The sequence below is a fragment of the Mesobacillus campisalis genome, from assembly GCF_000986785.1.
GTDB lineage: Bacteria > Bacillota > Bacilli > Bacillales > Cytobacillaceae > Mesobacillus_B > Mesobacillus_B campisalis.
The window spans coordinates 16293-40372 of sequence record NZ_LAYY01000018.1 but is presented as its reverse complement, the minus strand read 5'-3'; the positions used below and the strand labels follow the sequence as shown (position 1 = coordinate 40372).

Here is a 24080-nt window from a genome sequence, read left to right as displayed (position 1 = left end):
TTTTCCCTCCTCTTCTATTTGCGAGTGTATATTACACTTCGAACAATTCGATTTCCTTGCTGTCTTGAGTCAAGGTAATAACAGCTTTGCGGCGCTTGTTGGTGTATCCGCCGAACTTGCCCATACGCTTGAACTTCCCTTTATAGTTCATGATGTTAACGTTTTTCACTTTAACACCGAAGATTTCTTGTACAGCATCTTTCACTTGAGTCTTATTCGCTCTGACATCAACTTCGAAAGTATACTTTTTATCAGCCATCAGTTCAGATGAACGTTCTGTAATTACGGGGCGCTTAATGATATCGCGTGCATCCATTATGCAAGCACCTCCTCTACTTTTTCAACAGCCGCTTTAGTCATGATTAACTTGTCATGATTTAAAACGTCCAGTACGTTGATTCCTTCAGCGGAAACAACAGTGATTCCAGGAATGTTCCGGGCAGAAAGAGCAACAGTTTCGTCAACTTCAGCAGTAACGATTAATGCTTTTGTGTCAACAGAAAGACCCTTTAATACCTGAGTGAATTCTTTTGTTTTTGGAGCTTCGAAAGCAAGGCTTTCAAGTACCAAAATGTTTTCAGCTGCAACCTTTGAAGAAAGAGCTGATTTGATTGCCAGACGGCGAACCTTTTTAGGCAGTTTATAGCTGTAGCTGCGTGGAACTGGTCCGAACACAGTACCGCCGCCGCGCCATTGTGGAGAACGAATGGAACCTTGGCGGGCACGTCCTGTACCTTTTTGGCGCCATGGCTTGCGTCCACCACCAGCTACCTCAGAACGGATTTTTGTTTTATGAGTTCCTTGACGCATGGAAGCTCTTTGCATAACAACCGCTTCGAACATAACGTGGTTGTTTGGCTCGATACCAAATACGGATTCATTCAATTCGACTTCGCCGACCTGTGATCCAGTTTGGTTGAATAATGCTACTTTAGGCATTCCTTTTTCCTCCTTTCCTTAGACGTTACTTCGCTTTTACCGCACTTTTAATTTTAAGCATCGCTTTTCTAGGACCAGGTACATTACCTTTGATCAATAGAAGATTACGCTCTGCATCAACTTTAACGATTTGCAGGTTTTGAACAGTGATTTGCTCTCCACCCATGCGTCCTGGCAATAGCTTGCCTTTGAATACACGGTTTGGAGCTACAGGACCCATTGAACCTGGACGGCGGTGGTATCTGGAACCATGTGACATTGGTCCGCGGGATTGTCCGTGGCGCTTGATGGCACCCTGGAATCCTTTACCTTTGGAGATTCCTGTTACATCTACCATTTCACCTTCTGCAAAAATGCTTACATTGACTTCCTGACCAACTTCATAATCTGCTAAGTTTACTCCGTTGAATTCACGAACGAAGCGCTTAGGAGCAGTGTTTGCCTTGGCAACATGGCCTTTCTCCGGTTTGTTGGCAAGCTTTTCGCGCTTGTCTTCAAAGCCAAGCTGAACCGCTTCGTAGCCATCAGTTTCAGCATTCTTCACTTGAAGAACCACGTTTGGAGCTGCTTCTACAACTGTTACCGGGATAAGGTCTCCGTTTTCAGCAAATACTTGAGTCATACCGATCTTTCTTCCTAAGATTCCTTTGGTCATTCGTCACACCTCCTAATTTCTCTAAGTTTGAATTTATTTCATTAAAGTTTAATTTCGATGTCAACGCCGGATGGCAAATCTAAACGCATCAATGAATCAACTGTTTGTGGAGTTGGGTTGATGATGTCGATTAGACGCTTATGAGTGCGCATCTCGAACTGTTCACGAGAATCCTTGTACTTATGCACCGCACGAAGAATTGTGTAGACATTCTTCTCAGTCGGAAGCGGAATCGGACCGGACACAGCCGCACCTGAACGCTTTGCTGTCTCAACAATCTTTTCTGCTGACTGATCAAGAATCCTGTGATCATAAGCTTTTAAACGGATACGAATTTTTTGTTTTGCCATTATTTTCCCTCCTTTTCGCCTATTTTAAAATAGACATTCTCCGCGAAAATTTCCCACACACTCGCCATGGCAAAGCGGCCGGGTGTGTCGGCAACCTTCCGCATCATCGCAGTCAAAGACCAACATTGTCTATTATACCGAAAACACAAAGCCAGCGCAACACTTAATTCCGCTAATGTTTATGCTCAGCACACTTTTCCTATTATAGCGGCTGTTTAGGCGCATTTCAAGGGGAGGCTTGAACTTTTATGCAAAAACCTGCCTGTAAGTGATTTCCAGTTATCTGTAATTTATTGAAACTGTCTGTTCGCCTGCCCATACCTATATATCTTTTTAATAGTATGAGCACGGAAAAAGGCAGCTTTCTCTGCTGCCTCATTCTGTTATTCAAATTACCGGAACCTTGCATTCTCGCTTTGTAAGGCTTCTTCTGCCCTCTCCCGCAAAATTCCTTCTATATTATTGTGGTATCCTAGATAATCACACAGTATATATTTCTTTTCCACGGTGTCGTATTCCTTAATTGCCTGTTCGATTGTCTTCATTAATATCCCTGTGAATAGAAGATATGGAATAATAAATACTTTGGAAGCCCTGCTTTGCTGAGCCATATTCAGGGCTTCAGGCAGCTTGGGGCTAGCGGCTGTCAAAAAGCAGGTGCGCACGCTGGCACCTTTTAGCCTTTGTTCCAGCTGACCGGCAATCAGGTTTAAATCCCTTTTTGAATCCGGATCACTGCTTCCCCTGCCAACGAGCAGAACGAGGGAATCAGCATCCGCTTCTTTATTCGTCTTCCCAAGTTTTTCAATGAGGATTTCGACCATCGCCTCATGCACACCGATTGGCCTGCCATAACGCACTTCCACATCAGGATATCTTACAGACACTCTTCTTAGTTCATCCGGGATATCCTCCTTGGCATGCGCAGCTGTAAGCAGCAATACGGGGATCACGGCAATTCTCCCTGCACCTCTTTCCACGCAGGAGACAAACCCTTCCTCAATGGATGGGTTTGCCAGTTCAAGAAAGCAATATTCCTGGATAGGGGCCGGATTCTTCTGCATGCACTTTTTTATAAACTCCACAGCCTGTTCCCTTGCTTCGGGCACACGGCTCCCATGGCACACATAGAGTACAGCTTCCACTTCCCCACCCCTTTTTTGTTCAATGACTTATATCAGTTCTTTTCCTTTTAGATATTGTATCACTTGTTCCACACACTCTTCAATTGAGCTACTGTCCGTTTCAATGACTAATTCGGATTGCTCCGGTTCCTCATAGGGTGAGTCAATTCCGGTGAAGTCCTTGATCAGTCCCTTTCTCGCCTTCTCATATAGCCCTTTTGGATCGCGCTTTTCGCACTCGGCAACCGGACATTTTACGTACACCTCGATAAATTCGCCTTCATCCAGCAGGCTGCGAACCAGTTCGCGGTCCGCCTTGAAAGGGGAAATAAAGGCTGTCAGTACCACTTGGCCGGCATCAACGAAAAGATTGGCTACTTCCCCGATTCGCCTGATGTTTTCTGTACGGTCTTCGTCAGAAAAGCCAAGGTCCTTATTTAATCCATGCCTGACATTATCCCCGTCCAGCACATAATTTTTAATATTCTTGTCGAATAGTTCTTTTGCCACTGCATTGGCCACTGTGGATTTTCCTGAACCGGAAAGTCCTGTGAACCATAGGACAAAGCTTCCGTGACCGTTCTGCTTTCTCCGTGATTCCTTTGTTATGGCAGCATCATGCCAGGTGATATTGGTGCTTTTGCTCAATTAACTCTCCTCCAGTTTAGGCTTTTACCGTTTTTTCATTAAGTCCCTCAATCAGCACTTCAACCACTTCTTTACGGCTGAATGTGCTTGGAGGGATTTCTCCGTTGCGGAGCAGCTCTCTTACCTTGGTGCCTGATAGAATGACATGATGTTCTTTGCCATGCGGGCATGTTTTTGTTGATGCCATGTTTTCACATTTAGCGCAATAGAAGCTGTGTTCAAAGAACAGCAGAGTGATTCCAAGCTCATCGTCGCTAAACTGACGGAAGATCAACTGTGCATCATACGTTCCGTAGTAGTTGCCGACTCCGGCGTGGTCGCGTCCTACAATGAAGTGGGTGCAGCCATAGTTTTTGCGGACCATTGCATGGAAGATGGCTTCCCTTGGCCCCGCATATCTCATCGCCGCCGGGAAGACGGCAAGAAAAACGCGATCCTCTGGGTAATAGTTTTCCAGCAGGACTTTATAGCTTTTCATCCTAACATCAGCAGGGATATCGTCTGATTTGGTTTCGCCGACAAGCGGGTTCAGGAACAGGCCATCCACAATTTCCAGCGCGGACTTCTGAATGTATTCATGCGCCCGGTGGACAGGATTTCTTGTCTGGAAGCCCACAACTGATTTCCAGCCTTTATCTTCAAATACTTTTCTTGTTTCGGCAGGCTCAAGATAGTATGTTTCAAATTGGTTCCGCACCACTTTCTTCAGCCACTTCACCGGACCGCCTACATATACGCCGCCTCTTTGGAACAGTTTGGCGACTCCAGGGTGTTCGCGATCGGCTGTCTGGTAGACTCCAATAGCTTCTGCAGTCTTATCAGGGCGGAAAACATCTGTAATCGAGATAACACCATATGTTTCTCCATTAAAGACCAGCTTGGCTTCCTCGCCCTCGGAAAGTGCTTCGGCAGCTTTTTCGCTTACCGGGAGAGTAATTGGAATGCTCCATACTGTCCCATTAGCCAGACGGATGTTGCTCACAACCGATTCGTAATCCTCCCTGCCCAAAAAGCCATTAATCGGACTATATGCGCCGTTGCCGATTAGTTCAAGGTCGCTCAATGCCATTGCATCAAGTTCGATTTCTTTTTCAATTCCTTTTGTTGAGTAATTCGGTTCCCAAAGGTTAACTAATGTTCCTCCATGCGGTTTGCTTAATGACATGTGTATCTCTCCTCTATAAGGTATTCGGGTAGTATTAGTCGGATTTCCGTCAAATTCCCCCGCTGTTTTCAAAAACTGATCTGTTTTCATCCTTTATGGTTTTGGCTAGCGATAAGGTGCCCAATGTTGCAGCACTTACACCAAATAGGACGAAAACCGTGTATATATCACTATTTATAAATAACTTAACAAGGCCATAAGACAGGACAAGCGCCAATACAGGCGATACAATCCACACTTTTAAAATTGTCGTGATGATTCTCTTTTTAAATATCTCCCTGCCTTTTTGTGCCACTCCAATGCCTATGATGGCTGAACTGGTTACTTGAGTGAGCGGAACCGGCAACCCGAAGATCGAGGCAAGGATGACAAGGAATGCTCCGGTACCGGAAATGGCTCCCCCTTCGAGCAGGGAAAAGTTCGTTATTTTTTTCCCATTGGTCTGCAGCACCCTTCCGCCCATTGTTATCGCCCCCAGGGCAATGAACAGCCCCCCTATGAAAACACCGGTACTGAGAGGGATAATTTCTGCACCTACAAGCGGCCCGGCCGCATTGGCCACATTGTTCATGCCTGCTGAGAATGCTTCCAAAAAACCGACAGCAATGACGAAACTGATTAAAGGCTTTTTCATCTTTTCACTTTTTATTGCAGGATGTTTCTTTTCAACATATTGAATCAGTTTTCCAAACATCACCGCTAAACTGAAAGCGATTATCGGCACGATAACCCAAAAACTGACAATAACAAGAATATTTTTAATATAGAGTGCCTGGTAAGCCACACCGACACCAACGACGGAACCCACCGTAATTTCACTGGTAGAGAGGGGGATTCCCATCATATTCGCAATAAATAAGGATAGTGCAGCAGAAGACAGGATGATTAGCACGACCTTTGGATCAAGAATACTTTCAGGAATGATCCCGGAACCGATTGTTTTGACGACTTCACGCCCTCCGATGACCGCCCCCAGAAAAATGGCCGCACCGCAAATCAGCAGTGCCTTTCTGCGGCTTGCAATGGCTCCAGATCCGTAAGCAATTGAGATGGAAGCTGCAGCGCCGCTTGCTCCAATGTTCATTGCCAAAAAAAGCGCGACAGCACAAGCTGCATATACAATTAACATGATATTTACCCCTTATTGGTGAAGACCGCATTCAGTCTTTCCAGAACCAGTCCACCTTCCTGAGCGCATGTCATCTGCATTAAAAGCAGGTGCTGTGCATGTTCGGCAACCAATGCTTGGGTAGCCGTTATCATGCAGGATATTATATGGGAGGTCATTCTTGTGGGCATATCGCCAAACATCTTTCCATGTCCAATGAATAAGAGGGCATATTTTCACACTTTTAAACTTATGGTCCAAATTAAGGAATTGGGTATTCCTTCGGGTTTCAGACTGCTCTCTTCTAAGTCCGCTCAACCAGGCGGTCGCACCCGAAAGAACATCTTGCAGGGGCAGCACTTTACGGATTTCACAGCATTTGTTCGGGGTAGATTTCCAAAGCTCATCTCCGTGTTCTCTTGCCTGTTCTTCCAGAGTCAGCCCAGGCTGTTTTATTTCCAGATTTAGTTCTGGATATCGTTCCTTAACCTTGTCGATTAGTTCGTATGTTTCCTTGAAATGCATATTGGTATCAAGGAAGACCACTTTGGCATTTGGTTTAACCTTTGTTATCAGATCAATCAACACCATACCTTCAATGCCCAGGCTGCAGGCGTAAATCAGTTCTCCGTCTCCATAATGGCCATAGGCCCATTCCAATACTTCCAAGGCACCTTTTGTCTCACTGGCACCTGGAAATTCAGGCTGTATAAATTCACTGAATTGGTTGTATGACAGCTTTTCAACCATCTGATTTCTCCCCTCTTGTTAAACATTAGAATATAAAAAGGCAGTCTTCACCCTTCGGTAAAGACTGCCTCCAGTTTATCTGGTCAGCAGATCCATTATTTTAATCTTATTTTTTCATTTTGTTCAATCTGGATAACAACGCCATCCTGGATAATTAGAGTAATGGAGCCGAACTTCACTTTATTCAACAGCTCCTGAACTTTTAACAGCACTGCTTCCTGCTCACTCGCTTTTGCCACTTCAGCCCCTCCAAAAGATGAACAAGTTTATTCCGACTTAATACATCGGTTTAATTAAATTTATAATAAACCATATCCAATGTCAATAACTTTCCTTTCATTTTCCTGTTTTTAGGTAAATAGTTGTAGGGTCAGGCACACGTTAAGACTTTAAAGCACTGGGGGTCAGGCACCTTGCGGTGCGGTGGGGTTTTAGGGTATTGAAGGACAAATAAAAAACCAGATGGATTGGATCCATCTGGTTCTTGGTAAGTCGATTATTCTTGGATAGAAGCTACAACGCCAGCGCCTACAGTACGGCCGCCTTCACGAATGGAGAACTTAGTTCCTTCTTCGATAGCGATTGGAGCGATCAGTTCAACAGTCATTTCGATGTTATCTCCAGGCATAACCATTTCTACGCCTTCAGGAAGATTACAAATACCAGTTACATCAGTTGTACGGAAGTAGAACTGAGGACGGTAGTTAGAGAAGAATGGAGTATGACGTCCACCTTCTTCTTTTGACAATACGTAAACTTCAGCTTTGAACTTTGTGTGTGGAGTGATTGAGCCTGGCTTAGCCAAAACTTGTCCACGCTGGATGTCTTCACGTGCAACACCACGAAGAAGCGCACCGATGTTGTCTCCAGCTTCTGCATAGTCAAGAAGCTTACGGAACATTTCTACACCTGTTACAGTAGTAGATTTTGGCTCTTCAGTCAAACCGATGATTTCGATAACGTCACCGACTTTAACTTGTCCACGCTCTACACGACCTGTAGCAACTGTACCACGGCCAGTGATTGAGAATACGTCCTCGACTGGCATCATGAATGGCTTTTCAGTGTCACGCTCAGGAGCTGGGATGTACTCATCAACAGCAGCCATTAGCTCAATAATCTTTTCTTCCCACTCAGCTTCTCCTTCAAGAGCTTTAAGAGCAGAACCTTTGATAACTGGGATGTCATCGCCAGGGAAGTCGTATTCAGAAAGAAGGTCACGTACTTCCATTTCTACTAGCTCAAGAAGTTCTTCGTCGTCAACCATGTCGCACTTGTTCATGAATACAACAAGGAAAGGTACGCCTACCTGACGGGAAAGAAGGATGTGCTCACGAGTTTGTGGCATTGGGCCGTCAGCAGCAGATACTACCAGGATACCGCCGTCCATCTGTGCAGCACCAGTGATCATGTTTTTAACATAGTCAGCGTGACCTGGGCAGTCAACGTGTGCATAGTGGCGAGTAGCAGTTTCGTACTCAACGTGAGAAGTGTTGATTGTGATTCCACGCTCTTTTTCTTCAGGAGCGTTGTCGATTTGGTCGTAACCGCGTGCTTCACCGCCGCCTGCTTTCGCAAGAACAGTTGTGATTGCAGCTGTTAGAGTAGTTTTACCATGGTCAACGTGACCAATAGTTCCGATATTGACGTGCTGCTTGGAGCGGTCGAATTTAGCTTTTGCCATTAGGATTTCCTCCTTTGATTTTGAAAAATTAAGTATTTTTAAGGCTGTGAAAAAGGAAAGCCTTTTTCACAGCTATGCTTACATTAGTAGTTATACTTGATATAAAAGGGAATTGCAATTATTCACCTTTATTTTTTTTGATGATTTCTTCAGAAACTGATTTTGGAACTTCTTCGTAGTGGTCGAAGTGCATAGAGAACACACCGCGTCCCTGAGTGCTTGAACGAAGAGCTGTCGCATAACCGAACATTTCTGAAAGTGGAACCATCGCACGAACTACCTGTGCATTACCGCGAGCGTCCATACCTTCAACGCGTCCGCGGCGGGCTGTAATCATACCCATGATATCGCCAAGATATTCTTCTGGGATAACGACTTCAACCTTCATGACTGGCTCAAGGATAACCGGCTGACACTTGGAAGCAGCGTTCTTAAGAGCCAGGGAAGCGGCAATCTTAAACGCCATTTCTGAGGAGTCAACGTCATGGTAAGATCCGTCAAACAATCTTGCTTTGATGTCAACCAGCGGGTAGCCGGCAAGAACACCGCGATCAAGAGCGTCTTCAAGACCAGCTTGTACCGCCGGGATGTATTCACGTGGAACAACCCCACCGACGATGCCGTTCTCGAATTCGAATCCTTTTCCTTCTTCGTTTGGAGAGAACTCGATCCAAACGTGTCCGAATTGTCCGCGTCCACCAGATTGGCGGGCGAATTTACCTTCTACCTGGGCAGAAGCACGGAAAGTTTCACGGTAGGCAACCTGAGGGGCACCAACGTTTGCTTCCACTTTAAATTCACGCTTCATACGGTCAACGATGATATCAAGGTGAAGCTCACCCATACCGGCAATGATAACCTGTCCAGTTTCCTGGTCAGTATGCGCACGGAATGTTGGATCTTCTTCCTGAAGCTTTTGCAGAGCTGTAGTCATCTTGTCCTGATCGGCTTTTGACTTAGGTTCTACAGAAAGCTGGATTACTGGTTCTGGGAACTGCATGGACTCAAGAATTACTAGAGACTTTTCATCACATAGAGTATCACCAGTTGTTGTATCTTTCAAACCTACTGCTGCAGCAATGTCGCCGGCGTAAACCTTGGAGATTTCCTGACGGCTGTTTGCATGCATCTGAAGGATACGTCCGATACGCTCGCGCTTTCCTTTAGTAGAGTTCTGAACGTAAGAGCCAGACTCTAGTGTTCCGGAATATACGCGGAAGAATGTAAGTTTACCAACATAAGGGTCAGTCATAACTTTAAATGCCAGTGCAGAGAATGGCTCGTCATCGCTGGAATGACGTTCAACTTCTTCTTCTGAATCTGGAAGAGTACCTTTGATTGCTGGTACATCCAGAGGAGATGGAAGGTAGTCGATAACTGCATCAAGCATCAGCTGTACACCTTTGTTTTTGAAAGCTGATCCACAGATAACAGGGTAGAATTCAACGTTGGTGGTACCTTTACGGATTGCCGCTTTGATTTCTTCAATCGTCAGCTCTTCTCCGCCAAGGTATTTTTCCATCAATTCTTCATCAAGTTCTGCTACTGCTTCAATCAGCTTTTCACGATATTCTTCAGCCTGTGCCTTGTATTCTTCTGGAATGTCACCTTCAGTAACATCTGTACCTAGGTCATTTCCATAGAATCTCGCCTTCATTTCAACAAGATCGATAATCCCGTTGAACTCATCTTCGGCACCAATCGGTAATTGGATTGGGTGTGCGTTAGCTTGAAGACGATCATGAAGAGTGCTTACAGAATAAAGGAAGTCCGCACCAAGTTTATCCATTTTGTTAACGAATACTACACGTGGTACTCCATAAGTAGTAGCCTGGCGCCAAACTGTTTCTGTCTGCGGCTCAACACCTGACTGAGCGTCAAGTACGGCTACAGCGCCATCAAGGACACGAAGGGAACGTTCAACTTCAACAGTGAAGTCTACGTGTCCAGGTGTGTCAATGATGTTTACACGATGCTCTTTCCATGAAGCTGTCGTTGCAGCAGAAGTGATTGTGATACCACGCTCTTGCTCCTGCTCCATCCAGTCCATCTGAGAAGCACCTTCGTGAGTTTCGCCGATTTTATGGATTCGGCCAGTATAATAAAGGACACGCTCAGTAGTTGTTGTTTTACCAGCATCAATGTGAGCCATGATTCCAATATTACGTGTTCTTTCCAAGGAGAACTCTCTTGCCATTGGGTCTTTCTCCTTCCATGTATGAGTGTTTTTTTGTTGAAGGTTAAATTACCAACGATAGTGGGCAAACGCTTTGTTTGCTTCCGCCATTTTGTGTGTATCTTCACGCTTCTTGACAGATGCTCCAGTGTTGTTGGCTGCATCAAGGATTTCGTTAGCTAGGCGCTCTTCCATTGTCTTTTCTCCGCGAAGGCGCGCATAGTTGACTAACCAGCGAAGACCTAGAGTAGTACGGCGTTCAGGGCGCACCTCAACTGGTACTTGGTAGTTGGCACCACCAACACGGCGTGCTCTTACTTCTAGGACAGGCATGATGTTTTTCAATGCTTGGTCGAATACCTCGATTGCATCTTTGCCTGTGCGTTCTGCGATGATGTCAAATGCAGAGTACAAAATCGTTTGGGATTTACCTCTCTTGCCATCGATCATCATTTTGTTGATTAAACGTGTAACTAATTTGGAATTGTAAATCGGATCCGGTAATACATCTCTCTTTGCAACAGGACCTTTACGTGGCATATAATTTCCTCCTTTCAGAAAGGGTGTTCTATTGTCTTATTATTTCTTTGGTGCTTTTGGACGCTTAGTGCCGTACTTGGAACGGCCTTGCATGCGGTTGTTTACGCCAGCTGTATCAAGTGCTCCACGAACGATGTGGTAACGTACCCCTGGTAAGTCCTTTACACGGCCGCCGCGGATAAGAACAACACTGTGCTCTTGAAGGTTGTGGCCGATACCAGGAATATAAGCTGTTACCTCGATTCCGTTTGTCAAACGTACACGGGCATATTTACGAAGCGCTGAGTTCGGCTTCTTTGGTGTCATAGTTCCAACACGAGTACAAACACCACGTTTTTGTGGAGAAGTAAGGTTGGTCTGCGCTTTTTTGAAGCTGTTGTAGCCTTTGTTAAGCGCTGGTGATTTTGATTTTTCCTCGATGGATTTACGAGGCTTGCGTACTAATTGGTTAATTGTAGGCATTTTGTTTCCTCCTTTCACTTCTTTGGTAGACCCACACATCCAGGTGGTTCATTTTTTGCTAAAAACAAAGTCTTTGCAGTCTTACACCACAAAAACAGTTTTTTACATTAAAATTGCTACAGCAGCCGCTCCTACTTGTATCCCGCAAGCTCTGCCTAGTTTTGCCTTTGAATCAACAAAGGCTATATTCACGCCTGTTTCAACAGCCGTTTTTTTCAGCAATGCCGCAATGGTTGGATCAGCGTCCAAGGCTATGATTAACTCCTTCACCTTTTCAGCCTTCAGAGCTTTTACTGTTTGCTTTGTTCCTATAACAAAGTGTTTCGCCTGCGATACTTTTTCATAAGACATGATATCCTCCAAAGCATCTGGTAAATAGGAGCACCTTTGCTATATTAGCACCTTGGGTGGCGGATGTCAACAATCGCAGTAAAAAAATTATTCTTCCGGTTTTTACCAACCTATAAAAGAAAGATGCGGCACTTCCCACTAACCAGGACGTGCCGCATTTGTATAACAATTCTACTCTACGGTCACAGTATCTTCAGCTGTCTCATCCGTTAATACTGGTTCTGCTCTGCGATAGCGCGGCATGCCAGTACCGGCTGGAACAAGCTTTCCAATAATGACGTTTTCCTTCAATCCAAGGAGTTCGTCGCGCTTGCCCTTGATTGCTGCATCTGTCAGGACCCTCGTTGTTTCCTGGAAGGAGGCAGCAGATAGGAAGGAATCTGTTTCCAGGGATGCCTTTGTGATTCCCAGAAGTACTGGGCGTCCAGTCGCAGGCAACTTCCCTTCTAGAAGAGCCTTGCGGTTGGCATCTGTAAACTGATGGATTTCAAGCAGGGTGCCTGGAAGAACTTCCGTTTCACCGGCATCAATGACCCTGATTTTCCTCATCATCTGGCGCACCATGACTTCAACGTGCTTGTCACCGATTTCTACACCTTGCATACGGTAAACTTTTTGCACTTCGCGAAGCAGGTATTCCTGAACAGATTTAACGTCCTTCACTCTCAGAAGTTCCTTCGGATCGATGGATCCTTCTGTAAGTTCCTGACCACGCTCAACCTGGCTGTTTACTGCCACTTTCAGCCTTGCTGTGTAAGGAGCCGTGTATGTCCGGGATTCCACTTCACCCTGTACCACGATTTCATGCTGGCGGTCACGGCCTTCATTGATGCCGACAACAACGCCGCTGATTTCGGAAATGACGGCCTGGCCTTTTGGATTACGGGCCTCAAACAATTCCTGGATACGCGGAAGACCCTGGGTAATATCGTCACCCGCAACACCACCGGTATGGAAAGTACGCATTGTCAACTGAGTACCTGGCTCACCAATGGACTGGGCAGCAATGATTCCGACTGCTTCGCCGACTTCCACTTCCTGGCCTGTCGCAAGATTGCGGCCATAACATTTCTTACATACGCCATGGCGGGTGTTACATGTGAAGGCGGATCGAATCCAGACTTCCTCAATGCCGGCTTCGGTGATTTCAACAGCTAAATCTTCCGTAATCAGGCCATTTTCCTCTACGAGAACAGCACCTGTTTCCGGATGTTTGATTGTTTTCCTTGCATAGCGGCCAACCAGACGCTCATCAAGTGGCTCGATGATTTCTGTGCCATCCCGTAAGGCTCTTACATCAAGGCCTCTGTCAGTGCCGCAGTCGTCTTCCCGTACAATGACATCCTGGGCAACGTCAACAAGGCGTCGGGTCAGATAGCCGGAGTCAGCCGTTTTAAGGGCGGTATCGGCAAGACCTTTACGCGCACCGTGCGTCGAGATGAAGTATTCCAATACCGTCAATCCCTCACGGAAGCTGGACTTGATAGGTAGTTCAATAATCCGTCCAGCCGGGTTGGCCATCAGGCCGCGCATCCCTGCAAGCTGAGTAAAGTTCGATGCGTTACCACGGGCACCGGAGTCGCTCATCATGAAGATTGGGTTTGTTTTGCTCAGGGACTTCATCAATTTGGACTGAATGGTATCTTTCGCTGCACTCCAAATGGAAATAACACGGTCATAACGCTCATCTTCTGTGATCAGTCCACGTCTGAATTGCTTCATGACATTATCGACTTTCGTTTGTGCTTCATTGATGATCTGCTCTTTTTCGCCCAAGACAACGATATCCGCCACACCAACTGTAATTCCAGCCTTGGATGAGAAGCGGAAGCCAAGGTCTTTCATGCGGTCGAGCATTTTTGATGTTTCGGTTATCTGGAATTTCTTAAAGACTTCCGCAATGATGTTTCCAAGAATCTTCTTCTTGAAAGGATCGACAAGCGGCATACCCTTAATAATTTCCCTGACGTCCGCACCTTTTGGAACAAAATATTTCTCAGGAGTCTTTTCTTCAAGATTCGTTTTGGTTGGCTCATTGATATACGGGAATGAAGCCGGCAAAATTTCATTGAAGATCAGCTTCCCGACAGTTGTCAGAAGCAACTGTCCGTTTTGCTCTTCCGTAAAGGTCTGGTTGCCAAGTGAACCGGCATGGACAGCTACCCTTGTATGAAGATGGGCATAGCCATTCTGGTAAGCAAGCAGCGCTTCATTTGTATCCTTGAAGATCATGCCCTCTCCGACAGCGCCTTCCCTTTCAAGGGTAAGATAATAGTTACCCAAAACCATATCCTGGGATGGCGTAACAACAGGCTTTCCATCCTTAGGGTTCAGGATGTTCTGGGCCGCAAGCATCAGCAAGCGTGCTTCTGCCTGCGCCTCAGCTGACAGCGGCACGTGGACGGCCATCTGGTCACCATCGAAGTCGGCGTTGTAGGCAGTACATACAAGTGGATGAAGACGGATTGCACGGCCTTCGACCAAAGTTGGTTCGAACGCCTGGATTCCAAGCCTGTGAAGAGTCGGGGCACGGTTAAGCAGGACCGGATGCTCCTTGATGACGTCTTCGAGCACATCCCATACTTCAGGCTGGACTCTTTCAATCTTGCGCTTGGCTGATTTTATATTATGGGCAAGTCCTTTTTGGACAAGCTCTTTCATGACAAATGGCTTGAACAGCTCCAGCGCCATTTCTTTTGGAAGTCCGCACTGGTACATTTTCAAGTTTGGTCCGACGACAATAACGGAACGGCCGGAATAGTCAACACGCTTTCCTAACAGGTTCTGACGGAAGCGTCCCTGTTTTCCTTTCAGCATATGGGAAAGGGATTTTAACGGACGGTTTCCTGGTCCGGTTACCGGACGGCCGCGGCGGCCATTATCGATCAAGGCGTCAACGGCTTCCTGAAGCATCCTTTTTTCGTTCTGGACGATGATACTTGGAGCACCAAGGTCCAAAAGACGCTTGAGACGGTTGTTCCGGTTGATGACCCGGCGGTACAAATCATTTAAATCGGATGTCGCGAAACGGCCGCCGTCAAGCTGAACCATTGGACGCAATTCAGGCGGAATGACCGGAAGCACATCAAGGATCATCCATGATGGCTCATTTCCGGAGTTGCGGAACGCCTCCAGTACTTCAAGACGCTTGATCGCGCGCGTACGGCGCTGGCCCTGGGCAGTCTTCAGTTCTTCTTTCAGCGCATCGACTTCCTTGTCGAGGTCGATATCGGAGAGAAGCTTCTTGATCGCTTCCGCACCCATGCCCGCCTGGAACTTGCTGCCGTACTTGTCGCGGTATGCACGGTATTCCTTTTCCGATAAAAGCTGCTTTTTTTCAAGAGCCGTATCGCCAGTTTCCGTCACTACATAGGACGCGAAGTAAATAACTTCTTCAAGGGCACGAGGCGACATGTCGAGCACAAGTCCCATTCTGCTTGGTATTCCCTTGAAATACCAAATATGTGAAACGGGAGCAGCCAATTCGATATGACCCATACGCTCACGGCGAACCTTCGCGCGTGTGACTTCCACTCCACATCGGTCACAGACAACGCCTTTATAGCGGACGCGTTTGTATTTTCCGCAATGGCATTCCCAGTCCTTAGTAGGACCGAAGATGCGTTCGCAGAACAAGCCGTCTTTTTCCGGCTTTAAAGTACGATAGTTGATTGTTTCTGGCTTCTTTACTTCACCAAATGACCATGAACGGATTTTATCCGGCGAAGCGAGGCCAATCTTCATATATTCAAAATTATTGACATCCAGCAAGGGGCCTACCTCCCTTTTAATCTAGGGTTTTACCCGTAGTGAAATCATCAGCCAGCGTCTCTCAAAAAGCAGCCGGGCAGGATTGAAAGCCGGGCAGCCTTGCCAGCTGCCGGCTTTTCCCATCCATCGATTTCACTTATTCCTTTGATCCTACTTTTTCAGAATCAAGATCCTCTGGTTCCGGAGCAATCGTTAATGATTCGCTATGCTGCAAGTCTTCATCATCATCGAAGTCGCGCATTTCAATCTCTTTTTCGTCGCCTGAAAGGATTTTGACATCCATACCAAGACTCTGAAGTTCTTTCATCAATACCTTGAAGGACTCAGGCACGCCTGGTTCAGGGACATTTTCCCCTTTGACAATAGCCTCATAGGTTTTAACACGGCCGACAACGTCATCCGACTTGACTGTCAGGATTTCCTGAAGCGTATAGGCGGCACCGTAGGCTTCAAGAGCCCATACTTCCATCTCACCAAAACGCTGACCGCCGAATTGGGCTTTACCGCCCAGCGGCTGCTGCGTAACAAGGGAGTATGGTCCTGTTGAACGGGCATGAAGCTTGTCGTCAACCATGTGGGCAAGCTTGATCATATACATGACGCCTACCGATACCCGGTTGTCGAATGCTTCTCCGGTACGTCCGTCATAAAGGACGGTTTTCGCATCCCGGGCCATGCCTGCTTCCTCAATCGTTGACCACACATCTTCTTCCGTTGCACCATCGAATACCGGCGATGCCACATGGATGCCAAGACTTCTGGCAGCCATGCCAAGGTGAAGCTCAAGCACCTGTCCGATGTTCATCCGTGAAGGTACTCCCAATGGGTTCAGCATGATATCAACTGGCGTGCCATCCGGAAGGTAAGGCATATCTTCCTCAGGCAGGATTCGGGAAATAACCCCTTTGTTTCCGTGGCGTCCCGCCATCTTATCTCCTTCGGAAATCTTACGCTTCTGAACGATATAGACGCGGACAAGCTGGTTGACACCCGGCGGCAATTCGTCTCCATCCTCACGGTTGAAGACTTTGACATCCAGGACGATACCGCCGCCGCCATGAGGAACTCGAAGAGAAGTGTCGCGGACTTCCCTTGCCTTCTCTCCAAAGATGGCATGCAGCAGGCGTTCTTCGGCTGTCAGTTCGGTTACACCTTTAGGAGTGACCTTACCAACAAGCAGGTCGCCATCCTTCACCTCGGCCCCAATGCGGATGATGCCGCGCTCATCAAGGTTGCGGAGCGCATCTTCCCCGACATTCGGGATGTCACGGGTGATTTCTTCAGGTCCCAATTTCGTATCGCGGGACTCTGATTCATATTCTTCTATATGGATCGATGTGTACACATCGTCTTTTACTAGGCGTTCACTCATGATGATCGCATCTTCATAGTTATAGCCATCCCAGTTGATGAAGGCAACCAGTACGTTGCGGCCAAGGGCAAGTTCCCCTTTTTCCATGGACGGGCCATCGGCAAGGATTTCTCCCTTCGCCACATGGTCGCCGACACTGACGATTGGGCGCTGGTTATAGCAAGTACCCTGGTTGGAACGGATGAATTTCAACAGCCTGTATTTATCAAGGTCACCCTTGACCTCCTGGCCGTCAACATTCATGATGCGGCGCACCCATACTTCGCGGGCTTCCACATGTTCAACGATCCCTTCATGCTTGCAGATGACAGCGGCACCTGAATCCTTGGCGGATACGTGCTCCATACCTGTACCAACACGCGGGGCTTCCGGCTGCATCAATGGAACAGCCTGACGCTGCATGTTCGCTCCCATCAGGGCGCGGTTGGAGTCATCATTTTCAAGGAAAGGAATACATGCTGTCGCAGCAGATACAACCTGTTTAGGAGATACGTCCATGTAGTCGACGCGCTCGCGCGGCACTACCGTGTTCTCGCCGCGGAAACGGGCGACAACCATATCATCCATGAAGGCTCCTTCTTCAGACAGCACTGCATTCGCCTGGGCAACGACATAATTATCTTCTTCATCAGCGGTCAAATAATCAAAATGCGATGTGACCAATCCTGTCTCTGGGTCGACCCTCCGGTATGGAGTTTCAATAAACCCAAAACGGTTTACTTTCGCAAAGGACGACAGCGAGTTGATCAGACCAATGTTTGGCCCTTCAGGCGTTTCAATCGGACACATACGACCATAGTGGGAGTAGTGTACGTCACGCACTTCAAAACCTGCACGTTCACGTGTCAACCCACCTGGCCCCAATGCAGACAGACGGCGCTTATGCGTTAGCTCGGCAAGCGGATTCGTCTGGTCCATGAATTGGGAAAGCTGGGAGCTTCCAAAGAATTCCTTGATTGAAGCGATGACAGGGCGGATATTAATCAGCTGCTGCGGTGTGATTGTGTTTGTATCCTGAATGGACATCCTTTCACGAACCACACGCTCCATTCTGGAAAGACCGATTCGGAACTGGTTTTGAAGAAGTTCGCCAACGGAACGCAGACGTCTGTTTCCAAGGTGGTCGATATCATCCGTATCACCGACACCATGCAGCAGGTTAAAGAAATAACTGATGGACGCAATGATATCAGCCGGAGTAATGTTTTTAACCGGCTCTTCCACATAGGCATTCCCAATAACGTTGATTACCTTCTCGCCTTCGTCATTAGGTGCATAGATTTTGATTGTTTGCAGCATAATGTCATCTTCCACCACGCCGCCGACAGGTCTGTGGGTCCCAAAGCCTACGTCTTTTTCAAGGCTTGGAATCAGACGGTCGAGCGTACGGCGGTCAAGAGTGGTACCTTTTTCCGCAATGATTTCCCCTGTTTCAGGGTCTACCAGTGTTTCAGCCAGCTTCTGGCCGAACAGGCGGTTTTTAATATGAAGCTTTTTATTAATTTTATAGCGGCCTACACTTGCAAGGTCATACCTTTTCGGATCAAAGAATCTGGAAACAAGCAGACTTTTGGCATTATCCACTGTAGGCGGCTCACCTGGACGGAGACGCTCATAGATTTCAAGCAATGCTTTCTCTGTGCTTTCCGTATTGTCCTTCTCAAGCGTATTCCGAATATATTCATTGTCACCAATCAAATCGATGATTTCCTGATCTGATCCAAATCCTAAAGCACGCAAAAGAACCGTAACAGGGAGCTTCCTCGTACGATCAATCCTTACATATACAACGTCTTTCGCATCAGTTTCATATTCAAGCCAGGCGCCGCGGTTCGGGATGACTGTGGCTGAAAAGCCCTTTTTCCCGTTTTTGTCCATTTTCCCGCTGTAGTATACGCTTGGAGAACGCACTAACTGGGATACGATAACCCTTTCGGCCCCATTGATAACGAAAGTTCCAGTTTCCGTCATAAGAGGGAAGTCGCCCATAAAGACGTCCTGATCCTTTACCTCGCCCGTTTCTTTATTAACAAGTCGGACCTTCACTCGTAATGGAGCAGAGTAAGTAACATCTCTCTCCTTGGATTCTTCCACTGGATATTTTGGTTCGGCAAGACTGTAATCAATAAATTCCAGCGACAAGTTGCCTGTGAAGTCTTCAATTGGAGAAATATCCTGGAACATTTCACGAAGCCCTTCATCAAGGAACCACTGATAGGACGCCGTTTGAATTTCTATTAAATTTGGCAGATCCAATACTTCACTGATTCTTGCATAACTTCTTCGCTGGCGGTGCCGTCCATACTGAACTAGTTGACCTGTCAACTGATTCACCCCTCAAATCAAGCGTAATTATTCCACTATTCGTGTTCTTTTGATGCTAAACATTCATAAGACAAAAAGAAAAAGGGTTTTCACGTCCAAAAACCACATTTTCTACAACGAACAATTATTTTGTTAGTTTTCCCTAAATACCCAAAATTATACTCAAAACGTTTTTTTTAGCAAAATAGAGAAAACTAATCTATTGGCATTTTATAATATTATCATAGCGTATTTTCGTCGTCAACTTTTTTAGCTGCTATTATAAAATACCCTTTCTTTTTCTCTACCACATCCACACGGGCAAATAACTCCTCAAGCTTGGCAATGGCAGATGGAGCGCCTTGTTTCTTTTGGATAACCACCCATAATTCTCCATCAGCACTCAAATGGTCCACGCTTTGCTCGAAAATATCGTGAACGGTATTTTTGCCGGCCCTGATCGGCGGATTTGTCAGGATTGCCTGAAATGGTCCGCCATCTACCTGCAGCAGGCGGTCGCTTTCATAGATCCTTACATTTTCCACTGCATTCTGGGCTGCATTTTCCTTTGCAAGGCCAAGCGCTCTTTCGTTGACATCCACCATATGGACCAATGCATCCGGATATGCCTTGGCGATAGAAAGTCCGATAGGTCCATACCCGCAGCCGACATCAAGGATCTTTCCACCATCATGTGTATATTCAAAGGATTCGATCAGCAGCCGGGAGCCAAAGTCGACTTCCTTCTTGGAAAACACGCCGCTATCCGTTTTAAACCGGAACTTATGCCCCTTAAGCTTGAAATCCCAGTACGCGGGCGCACTCTCTGTTCCCGGTTTCTTTGAGTAATAGTGATTTGTCATAACAGCCACCTCCAGGCAAGGGCTTTAATCGCAATCATAGAGTTGGGAAACACCGTCATCCGGTGCAGGAAATGCCTTTTTTAAGCAGGCAAAAAAAGCCCGCTTGACAGCGAGCTTTTTTCAGGTTTATTACTTAACTTCAACGTTTGCTCCAACTTCTTCAAGCTTAGCTTTAAGCTCTTCAGCTTCTTCTTTAGCAATGCCTTCTTTAAGAGCTTTTGGAGTGTTGTCAACAAGTTCTTTCGCTTCTTTAAGACCAAGGCCTGTGATTTCACGAACAACCTTGATAACTTTGATTTTTTGGTCTCCAGGAGATGCAAGTACCAAATCAAATTCAGTTTGCTCAGCAGCAGCGTCTGCACCAGCAGCTCCGCCCATCATTGCTACAGGAGCAGCAGCTGTTACGCCGAACTCTTCTTCGATAGCTTTTACTAAGTCATTTAGTTCTAAAACAGTCATGTTTTTAACTGCTTCAATGATTTGTTCTTTAGTCATTGTTAATTTCCTCCTATTAGTTGGTTGTTTTATTGTTTAAACGTATACTAGCTTACGCGCCTTGTTCTTCTTTTTGGTCTGCAACAGCTTTTGCAGCAAGAGCAAGATTGCGGATAGGTGCTTGAAGCACGCTGAGTAGCATAGAAAGCAAGCCTTCGCGGGATGGTAGTTCTGCAAGAGCCTTAACTTCCTCAACAGAAGCAACGTTTCCTTCGATTACACCCGCTTTGATTTCAAGTGCTTCGTTCTTTTTCGCGAATTCATTAAGGATCTTCGCAGGAGCGATAACATCTTCTGTGCTGAATGCAATGGCATTCGGTCCAGTCAATACATCGTTCAGACCCTCAAGACCAGCAGCTTCAGCGGCACGGCGAGTCATTGTGTTCTTGTACACTTTGAATTCTACACCTGCTTCACGAAGCTGTTTGCGAAGTTCAGTAACCTCACCAACAGTCAAACCACGGTAATCAACAATGATGGTTGATTGGCTGGCTTTGAACTGGTCAGCAATCTGATCAACTAGTTGTTTCTTTGTTTCGATAGCGCTGCTCATCTTTACACCTCCTGTTTATCTACATTCATACCAGGCAATAAAAAACCTCCAGGTCAAACAGACATGGAGGGAGTATACAATAGTGTATCGTGTAAATCTATCGTATGACCTCGGCAGGAGATTAAGCCTTTCGGCACCTGCTGTCTGCGGTACAAATGTTATTTTATTTTCACAACAGAATTTATTATATATAAATCAGCTGTAATTTGTCAATTGGTATTATTTTGCTGTTGCTGTAGCAGGATCTACTTTAACGCCAGGTCCCATTGTTGTGGAAACCGCAACGTTCTTCATGTAAGTTCCTTTTGCAGCAGCTGGCTTAACCTTCATCATTGTATCGAAAATGGTGTTGAAGTTTTCAACAAGCTTTTGGTCCTCGAAAGAAACCTTTCCGATTGGAACGTGGATGTTACCAGCTTTGTCAACGCGGTATTCTACTTTACCAGCCTTGATTTCATTAACAGCTTTTGTTACATCAAAAGTTACCGTGCCAGTCTTAGGGTTTGGCATTAAGCCTTTAGGTCCCAATACGCGGCCAAGCTTACCAACTTCACCCATCATGTCAGGTGTAGCTACGATTACATCAAAATCGAACCAGCCTTGCTGGATCTTGTTGATGTATTCTGAATCGCCAACATAGTCTGCGCCAGCAGCTTCTGCTTCCTTAGCCTTGTCGCCTTTAGCGAAAACAAGAACGCGCTGAGTTTTACCAGTTCCGTTTGGAAGAACAACCGCTCCACGGATTTGCTGGTCAGCTTTCTTAGGGTCAACGCCCAAACGGAATGCTGCTTCAACAGTTGCGTCAAATTTAACGATGCTTGTCTTTTTAGCAAGCTCGATTGCTTCTTGAATAGAATAAGCTTTCGAACGATCTACTAGCTTAGCGGCTTCTTGATACTTTTTGCCTTTTTTAGCCATTTTTACTTCCTCCTATATTGTGGTTTTAGCGGATAGACCTCCCACTTTTTAACGGACAAATGAAAGGTTGCGAGTGAAACTTGTCAGCATCGCAACCCCCATGTCCTTGCATCAGCAATTAGTCTTCAATAGTGATACCCATGCTGCGTGCAGTACCTTCGACCATGCGCATTGCTGCTTCAACGCTTGCTGCGTTCAGGTCAGGCATTTTCTGTTCAGCAATCTCGCGCACTTTATCACGCTTGACTGTCGCTACTTTATTACGGTTTGGTTCACCTGAACCAGACTGAATTCCAGCTGCTACTTTCAAAAGAACGGCAGCAGGAGGAGTTTTCGTAATAAATGTAAAGGAACGGTCTTCAAATACCGTAATTTCTACAGGAATGATCAAACCAGCCTGATCAGCTGTACGAGCATTGAACTCCTTACAGAATCCCATGATGTTCACACCTGCTTGACCTAGTGCAGGACCAACCGGCGGCGCTGGGTTTGCTTTACCAGCAGGGATTTGCAATTTAACCATCTTAATTACTTTTTTAGCCACGAGACACACCTCCTTAAAGTCCGTGATGTGGTAATAGGGGTTCACCCTCCCACTCAAGTCCAGTCTTTATCTAAAATAAAGAACATAATAATTTATGTCTGTCCCGCTTGGCGAGACATACTGACCTTTGAAATATTACCACTTTTCATTTTCAATTTCAAGTTATTTCAAGTTATAATTTTTTAATCTGCGAAAATTCCAGTTCTACCGGGGTATCACGGCCGAACATATTAACAAGAACTTTAAGCTTGCCTTTGTCCTTGTCAATTTCTTCAATCGTCCCTGTAAAGTTGTTGAACGGTCCTTCACTTACCTGGACGGTTTCTCCTAATTCAAAATCGATATCCACCCGTTTTTCTTCTACACCCATGCGCTTCAGGATGGTTGCCACTTCTTCCGGAAGCAGGGCAGTGGGCTTGGACCCTGAACCGGCAGAACCAACAAATCCTGTTACACCCGGAGTATTGCGGACCACATACCAGGAATCATCAGTCATGACCAGCTCTACAAGCACGTAGCCAGGAAACGTCTTTCTTTTGACGATTTTCTTCTGGCCATTTTTGAAATCAGTTTCTTCGTCTTCAGGCACAATCACCCTGAAGATCTTATCCTGCATACCCATCGATTCAACACGCTTTTCCAGGTTGGTCTTCACCTTGTTCTCATAACCTGAATACGTATGAACAACATACCAATTCTTTTCCATATTAGAGGACTAACGTCCGTCCCTCCCATTTTGAAATGCGGAAGCGCCCGTCCAGCCCTAACGGCATAAGGCGAACCACTCAGAAAGTCGTTCTTTGACTTTAAGAGTGGGGCGCCTTATGACGCTAAGGGCTAGGCGCTGCAGCTGGACCGCTGAAATGCGGAAGCGCCTTTCCAGCTCCGACAGGCATAAGACGAGCCCTGCAGAAAGTCGTTCTTTGACTTCTGAAAGGGATTGGCTTACGACCCGAGGAGCTAGGCGCTGCAGCTGGACAGCTTGACCAGCATTCCATTTTATTTTAAACAAACGAAAAAACCCGTTAACCGGGCTTTTGTACATTTATCCTGCGTTATTCTCCATTATACCATGAGAACGCAGGGGTTATTCAAGGATTAAACGAATCAATTCGGAAATTCCAAGGTCAACTACTGTGAAGAACAGGCCCATTAAGAGAACGGTCGTCAATACAATAACTGTATATCTTCCCAGCTGCTTGCGCTTTGGCCAGCTTACTTTTCTCATTTCACTTGCGACTTCAGGAAAAAACTTAGTGATGCGCATATTTGTAACCTCCAACTTTCTGGGGATGGCATTAGACTTTG

The 24080-nt window shown here is 46.2% G+C and carries 24 protein-coding genes and 1 other annotated feature; all 24 genes read right to left on the bottom strand.

Translation table 11 applies throughout. The features are described from left to right. Window positions 1-31 precede the first annotated feature (31 nt). Window positions 32-316 carry a 50S ribosomal protein L23 gene (gene rplW / locus WQ57_RS15955; protein ID WP_046524768.1) on the bottom strand — a complete coding sequence of 95 codons (285 nt, stop codon included), beginning with the start codon at window positions 314-316 and terminating at the stop codon, window positions 32-34. Then, window positions 316-939 carry a 50S ribosomal protein L4 gene (gene rplD, locus WQ57_RS15950; RefSeq protein WP_046524767.1) on the bottom strand — a complete coding sequence of 208 codons (624 nt, stop codon included), beginning with the start codon at window positions 937-939 and terminating at the stop codon, window positions 316-318. Before rplD ends, rplW begins: the two co-directional genes overlap by 1 nt. A 25-nt stretch (window positions 940-964) precedes the next feature. Further along, window positions 965-1594, bottom strand: coding sequence for a 50S ribosomal protein L3 (gene rplC / locus WQ57_RS15945; RefSeq protein WP_046524766.1), 630 nt, complete (start codon window positions 1592-1594; stop codon window positions 965-967). A gap of 41 nt (window positions 1595-1635) precedes the next feature. Beyond that, window positions 1636-1944 (bottom strand): 30S ribosomal protein S10, encoded by a 309-nt coding sequence (gene rpsJ / locus WQ57_RS15940; protein WP_046524765.1) that lies wholly within the window; start codon window positions 1942-1944, stop codon window positions 1636-1638. A gap of 392 nt (window positions 1945-2336) precedes the next feature. Further along, the gene (locus tag WQ57_RS15935; protein WP_046524764.1) at window positions 2337-3089 is read right to left on the bottom strand and encodes a sirohydrochlorin chelatase; all 753 of its coding nucleotides are present in this window, start codon (window positions 3087-3089) and stop codon (window positions 2337-2339) included. 27 nt (window positions 3090-3116) lie between these two features. Beyond that, the gene (cysC, locus tag WQ57_RS15930; RefSeq protein ID WP_046524763.1) at window positions 3117-3716 is read right to left on the bottom strand and encodes an adenylyl-sulfate kinase; all 600 of its coding nucleotides are present in this window, start codon (window positions 3714-3716) and stop codon (window positions 3117-3119) included. A gap of 16 nt (window positions 3717-3732) precedes the next feature. Further along, window positions 3733-4881 carry a sulfate adenylyltransferase gene (sat, locus tag WQ57_RS15925; RefSeq protein WP_046524762.1) on the bottom strand — a complete coding sequence of 383 codons (1149 nt, stop codon included), beginning with the start codon at window positions 4879-4881 and terminating at the stop codon, window positions 3733-3735. 49 nt (window positions 4882-4930) lie between these two features. Continuing rightward, a complete protein-coding gene (locus WQ57_RS15920; RefSeq protein ID WP_046524761.1) occupies window positions 4931-6010 on the bottom strand; it encodes an inorganic phosphate transporter in 1080 nt (359 codons plus the stop codon). A 12-nt stretch (window positions 6011-6022) separates the two neighbouring features. Next, the gene (locus WQ57_RS15915) at window positions 6023-6739 is read right to left on the bottom strand and encodes a phosphoadenylyl-sulfate reductase (protein WP_046524760.1); all 717 of its coding nucleotides are present in this window, start codon (window positions 6737-6739) and stop codon (window positions 6023-6025) included. A gap of 95 nt (window positions 6740-6834) precedes the next feature. Next, a complete protein-coding gene (locus WQ57_RS26270; RefSeq protein WP_420912400.1) occupies window positions 6835-6951 on the bottom strand; it encodes a DUF2292 domain-containing protein in 117 nt (38 codons plus the stop codon). A gap of 284 nt (window positions 6952-7235) precedes the next feature. After that, a complete protein-coding gene (tuf, locus tag WQ57_RS15910) occupies window positions 7236-8423 on the bottom strand; it encodes an elongation factor Tu (protein ID WP_046524759.1) in 1188 nt (395 codons plus the stop codon). A gap of 118 nt (window positions 8424-8541) precedes the next feature. Continuing rightward, the gene (gene fusA, locus WQ57_RS15905; protein WP_046524758.1) at window positions 8542-10620 is read right to left on the bottom strand and encodes an elongation factor G; all 2079 of its coding nucleotides are present in this window, start codon (window positions 10618-10620) and stop codon (window positions 8542-8544) included. Between the two features lie 48 nt (window positions 10621-10668). Beyond that, window positions 10669-11139 carry a 30S ribosomal protein S7 gene (rpsG, locus tag WQ57_RS15900; protein WP_046524757.1) on the bottom strand — a complete coding sequence of 157 codons (471 nt, stop codon included), beginning with the start codon at window positions 11137-11139 and terminating at the stop codon, window positions 10669-10671. A 39-nt stretch (window positions 11140-11178) separates the two neighbouring features. Next, window positions 11179-11601 (bottom strand): 30S ribosomal protein S12, encoded by a 423-nt coding sequence (gene rpsL / locus WQ57_RS15895; protein ID WP_046524756.1) that lies wholly within the window; start codon window positions 11599-11601, stop codon window positions 11179-11181. A 102-nt stretch (window positions 11602-11703) separates the two neighbouring features. Next, a complete protein-coding gene (locus WQ57_RS15890; RefSeq protein ID WP_046524755.1) occupies window positions 11704-11952 on the bottom strand; it encodes a 50S ribosomal protein L7ae-like protein in 249 nt (82 codons plus the stop codon). Between the two features lie 171 nt (window positions 11953-12123). Then, complete coding sequence (rpoC, locus tag WQ57_RS15885) at window positions 12124-15723, bottom strand: DNA-directed RNA polymerase subunit beta' (protein WP_046524754.1); 3600 nt, start codon at window positions 15721-15723, stop codon at window positions 12124-12126. A 136-nt stretch (window positions 15724-15859) separates the two neighbouring features. Continuing rightward, on the bottom strand, window positions 15860-19420 hold the full coding sequence (gene rpoB, locus WQ57_RS15880) for a DNA-directed RNA polymerase subunit beta (RefSeq protein WP_046524753.1): 3561 nt from the start codon (window positions 19418-19420) through the stop codon (window positions 15860-15862). 221 nt (window positions 19421-19641) lie between these two features. Next, the gene (locus tag WQ57_RS15875) at window positions 19642-20262 is read right to left on the bottom strand and encodes a class I SAM-dependent methyltransferase (RefSeq protein WP_046524752.1); all 621 of its coding nucleotides are present in this window, start codon (window positions 20260-20262) and stop codon (window positions 19642-19644) included. A gap of 129 nt (window positions 20263-20391) precedes the next feature. Next, on the bottom strand, window positions 20392-20757 hold the full coding sequence (gene rplL / locus WQ57_RS15870) for a 50S ribosomal protein L7/L12 (protein WP_046524751.1): 366 nt from the start codon (window positions 20755-20757) through the stop codon (window positions 20392-20394). Window positions 20758-20809: 52 nt separating this feature from the next. After that, a complete protein-coding gene (gene rplJ / locus WQ57_RS15865) occupies window positions 20810-21310 on the bottom strand; it encodes a 50S ribosomal protein L10 (protein ID WP_046524750.1) in 501 nt (166 codons plus the stop codon). 30 nt (window positions 21311-21340) lie between these two features. Beyond that, window positions 21341-21478: a sequence feature (ribosomal protein L10 leader region), on the bottom strand. Between the two features lie 51 nt (window positions 21479-21529). Continuing rightward, on the bottom strand, window positions 21530-22228 hold the full coding sequence (gene rplA, locus WQ57_RS15860; RefSeq protein WP_046524749.1) for a 50S ribosomal protein L1: 699 nt from the start codon (window positions 22226-22228) through the stop codon (window positions 21530-21532). A gap of 118 nt (window positions 22229-22346) precedes the next feature. Next, complete coding sequence (gene rplK, locus WQ57_RS15855; RefSeq protein ID WP_023626445.1) at window positions 22347-22772, bottom strand: 50S ribosomal protein L11; 426 nt, start codon at window positions 22770-22772, stop codon at window positions 22347-22349. A 172-nt stretch (window positions 22773-22944) separates the two neighbouring features. Further along, entirely contained in the window at window positions 22945-23478 is a 534-nt protein-coding gene (gene nusG / locus WQ57_RS15850; RefSeq protein WP_046524748.1) for a transcription termination/antitermination protein NusG, read from the bottom strand. Window positions 23479-23859: 381 nt separating this feature from the next. Continuing rightward, window positions 23860-24039: a preprotein translocase subunit SecE gene (gene secE / locus WQ57_RS15840; protein ID WP_046524746.1), complete on the bottom strand. Its 180-nt coding sequence runs from the start codon at window positions 24037-24039 to the stop codon at window positions 23860-23862. Window positions 24040-24080: the final 41 nt, after the last annotated feature.

Bases quoted from the DNA above. Each gene is read 5' to 3' on its own strand.
- rplJ (WP_046524750.1), bottom strand. From the start codon at position 21,310: ATGAGCAGCGCTATCGAAACAAAGAAACAACTAGTTGATCAGATTGCT.
- rpsL (WP_046524756.1), bottom strand. From the start codon at position 11,601: ATGCCTACAATTAACCAATTAGTACGCAAGCCTCGTAAATCCATCGAG.
- tuf (WP_046524759.1), bottom strand. From the start codon at position 8,423: ATGGCAAAAGCTAAATTCGACCGCTCCAAGCAGCACGTCAATATCGGA.
- rplW (WP_046524768.1), bottom strand. From the start codon at position 316: ATGGATGCACGCGATATCATTAAGCGCCCCGTAATTACAGAACGTTCA.
- WQ57_RS15890 (WP_046524755.1), bottom strand. From the start codon at position 11,952: ATGTCTTATGAAAAAGTATCGCAGGCGAAACACTTTGTTATAGGAACA.
- rplA (WP_046524749.1), bottom strand. From the start codon at position 22,228: ATGGCTAAAAAAGGCAAAAAGTATCAAGAAGCCGCTAAGCTAGTAGAT.
- rplL (WP_046524751.1), bottom strand. From the start codon at position 20,757: ATGACTAAAGAACAAATCATTGAAGCAGTTAAAAACATGACTGTTTTA.
- WQ57_RS15920 (WP_046524761.1), bottom strand. From the start codon at position 6,010: ATGTTAATTGTATATGCAGCTTGTGCTGTCGCGCTTTTTTTGGCAATG.
- secE (WP_046524746.1), bottom strand. From the start codon at position 24,039: ATGCGCATCACTAAGTTTTTTCCTGAAGTCGCAAGTGAAATGAGAAAA.
- nusG (WP_046524748.1), bottom strand. From the start codon at position 23,478: ATGGAAAAGAATTGGTATGTTGTTCATACGTATTCAGGTTATGAGAAC.
- fusA (WP_046524758.1), bottom strand. From the start codon at position 10,620: ATGGCAAGAGAGTTCTCCTTGGAAAGAACACGTAATATTGGAATCATG.
- rpsJ (WP_046524765.1), bottom strand. From the start codon at position 1,944: ATGGCAAAACAAAAAATTCGTATCCGTTTAAAAGCTTATGATCACAGG.
- WQ57_RS15915 (WP_046524760.1), bottom strand. From the start codon at position 6,739: ATGGTTGAAAAGCTGTCATACAACCAATTCAGTGAATTTATACAGCCT.
- rplC (WP_046524766.1), bottom strand. From the start codon at position 1,594: ATGACCAAAGGAATCTTAGGAAGAAAGATCGGTATGACTCAAGTATTT.
- rplD (WP_046524767.1), bottom strand. From the start codon at position 939: ATGCCTAAAGTAGCATTATTCAACCAAACTGGATCACAGGTCGGCGAA.
- WQ57_RS15875 (WP_046524752.1), bottom strand. From the start codon at position 20,262: ATGACAAATCACTATTACTCAAAGAAACCGGGAACAGAGAGTGCGCCC.
- rpsG (WP_046524757.1), bottom strand. From the start codon at position 11,139: ATGCCACGTAAAGGTCCTGTTGCAAAGAGAGATGTATTACCGGATCCG.
- sat (WP_046524762.1), bottom strand. From the start codon at position 4,881: ATGTCATTAAGCAAACCGCATGGAGGAACATTAGTTAACCTTTGGGAA.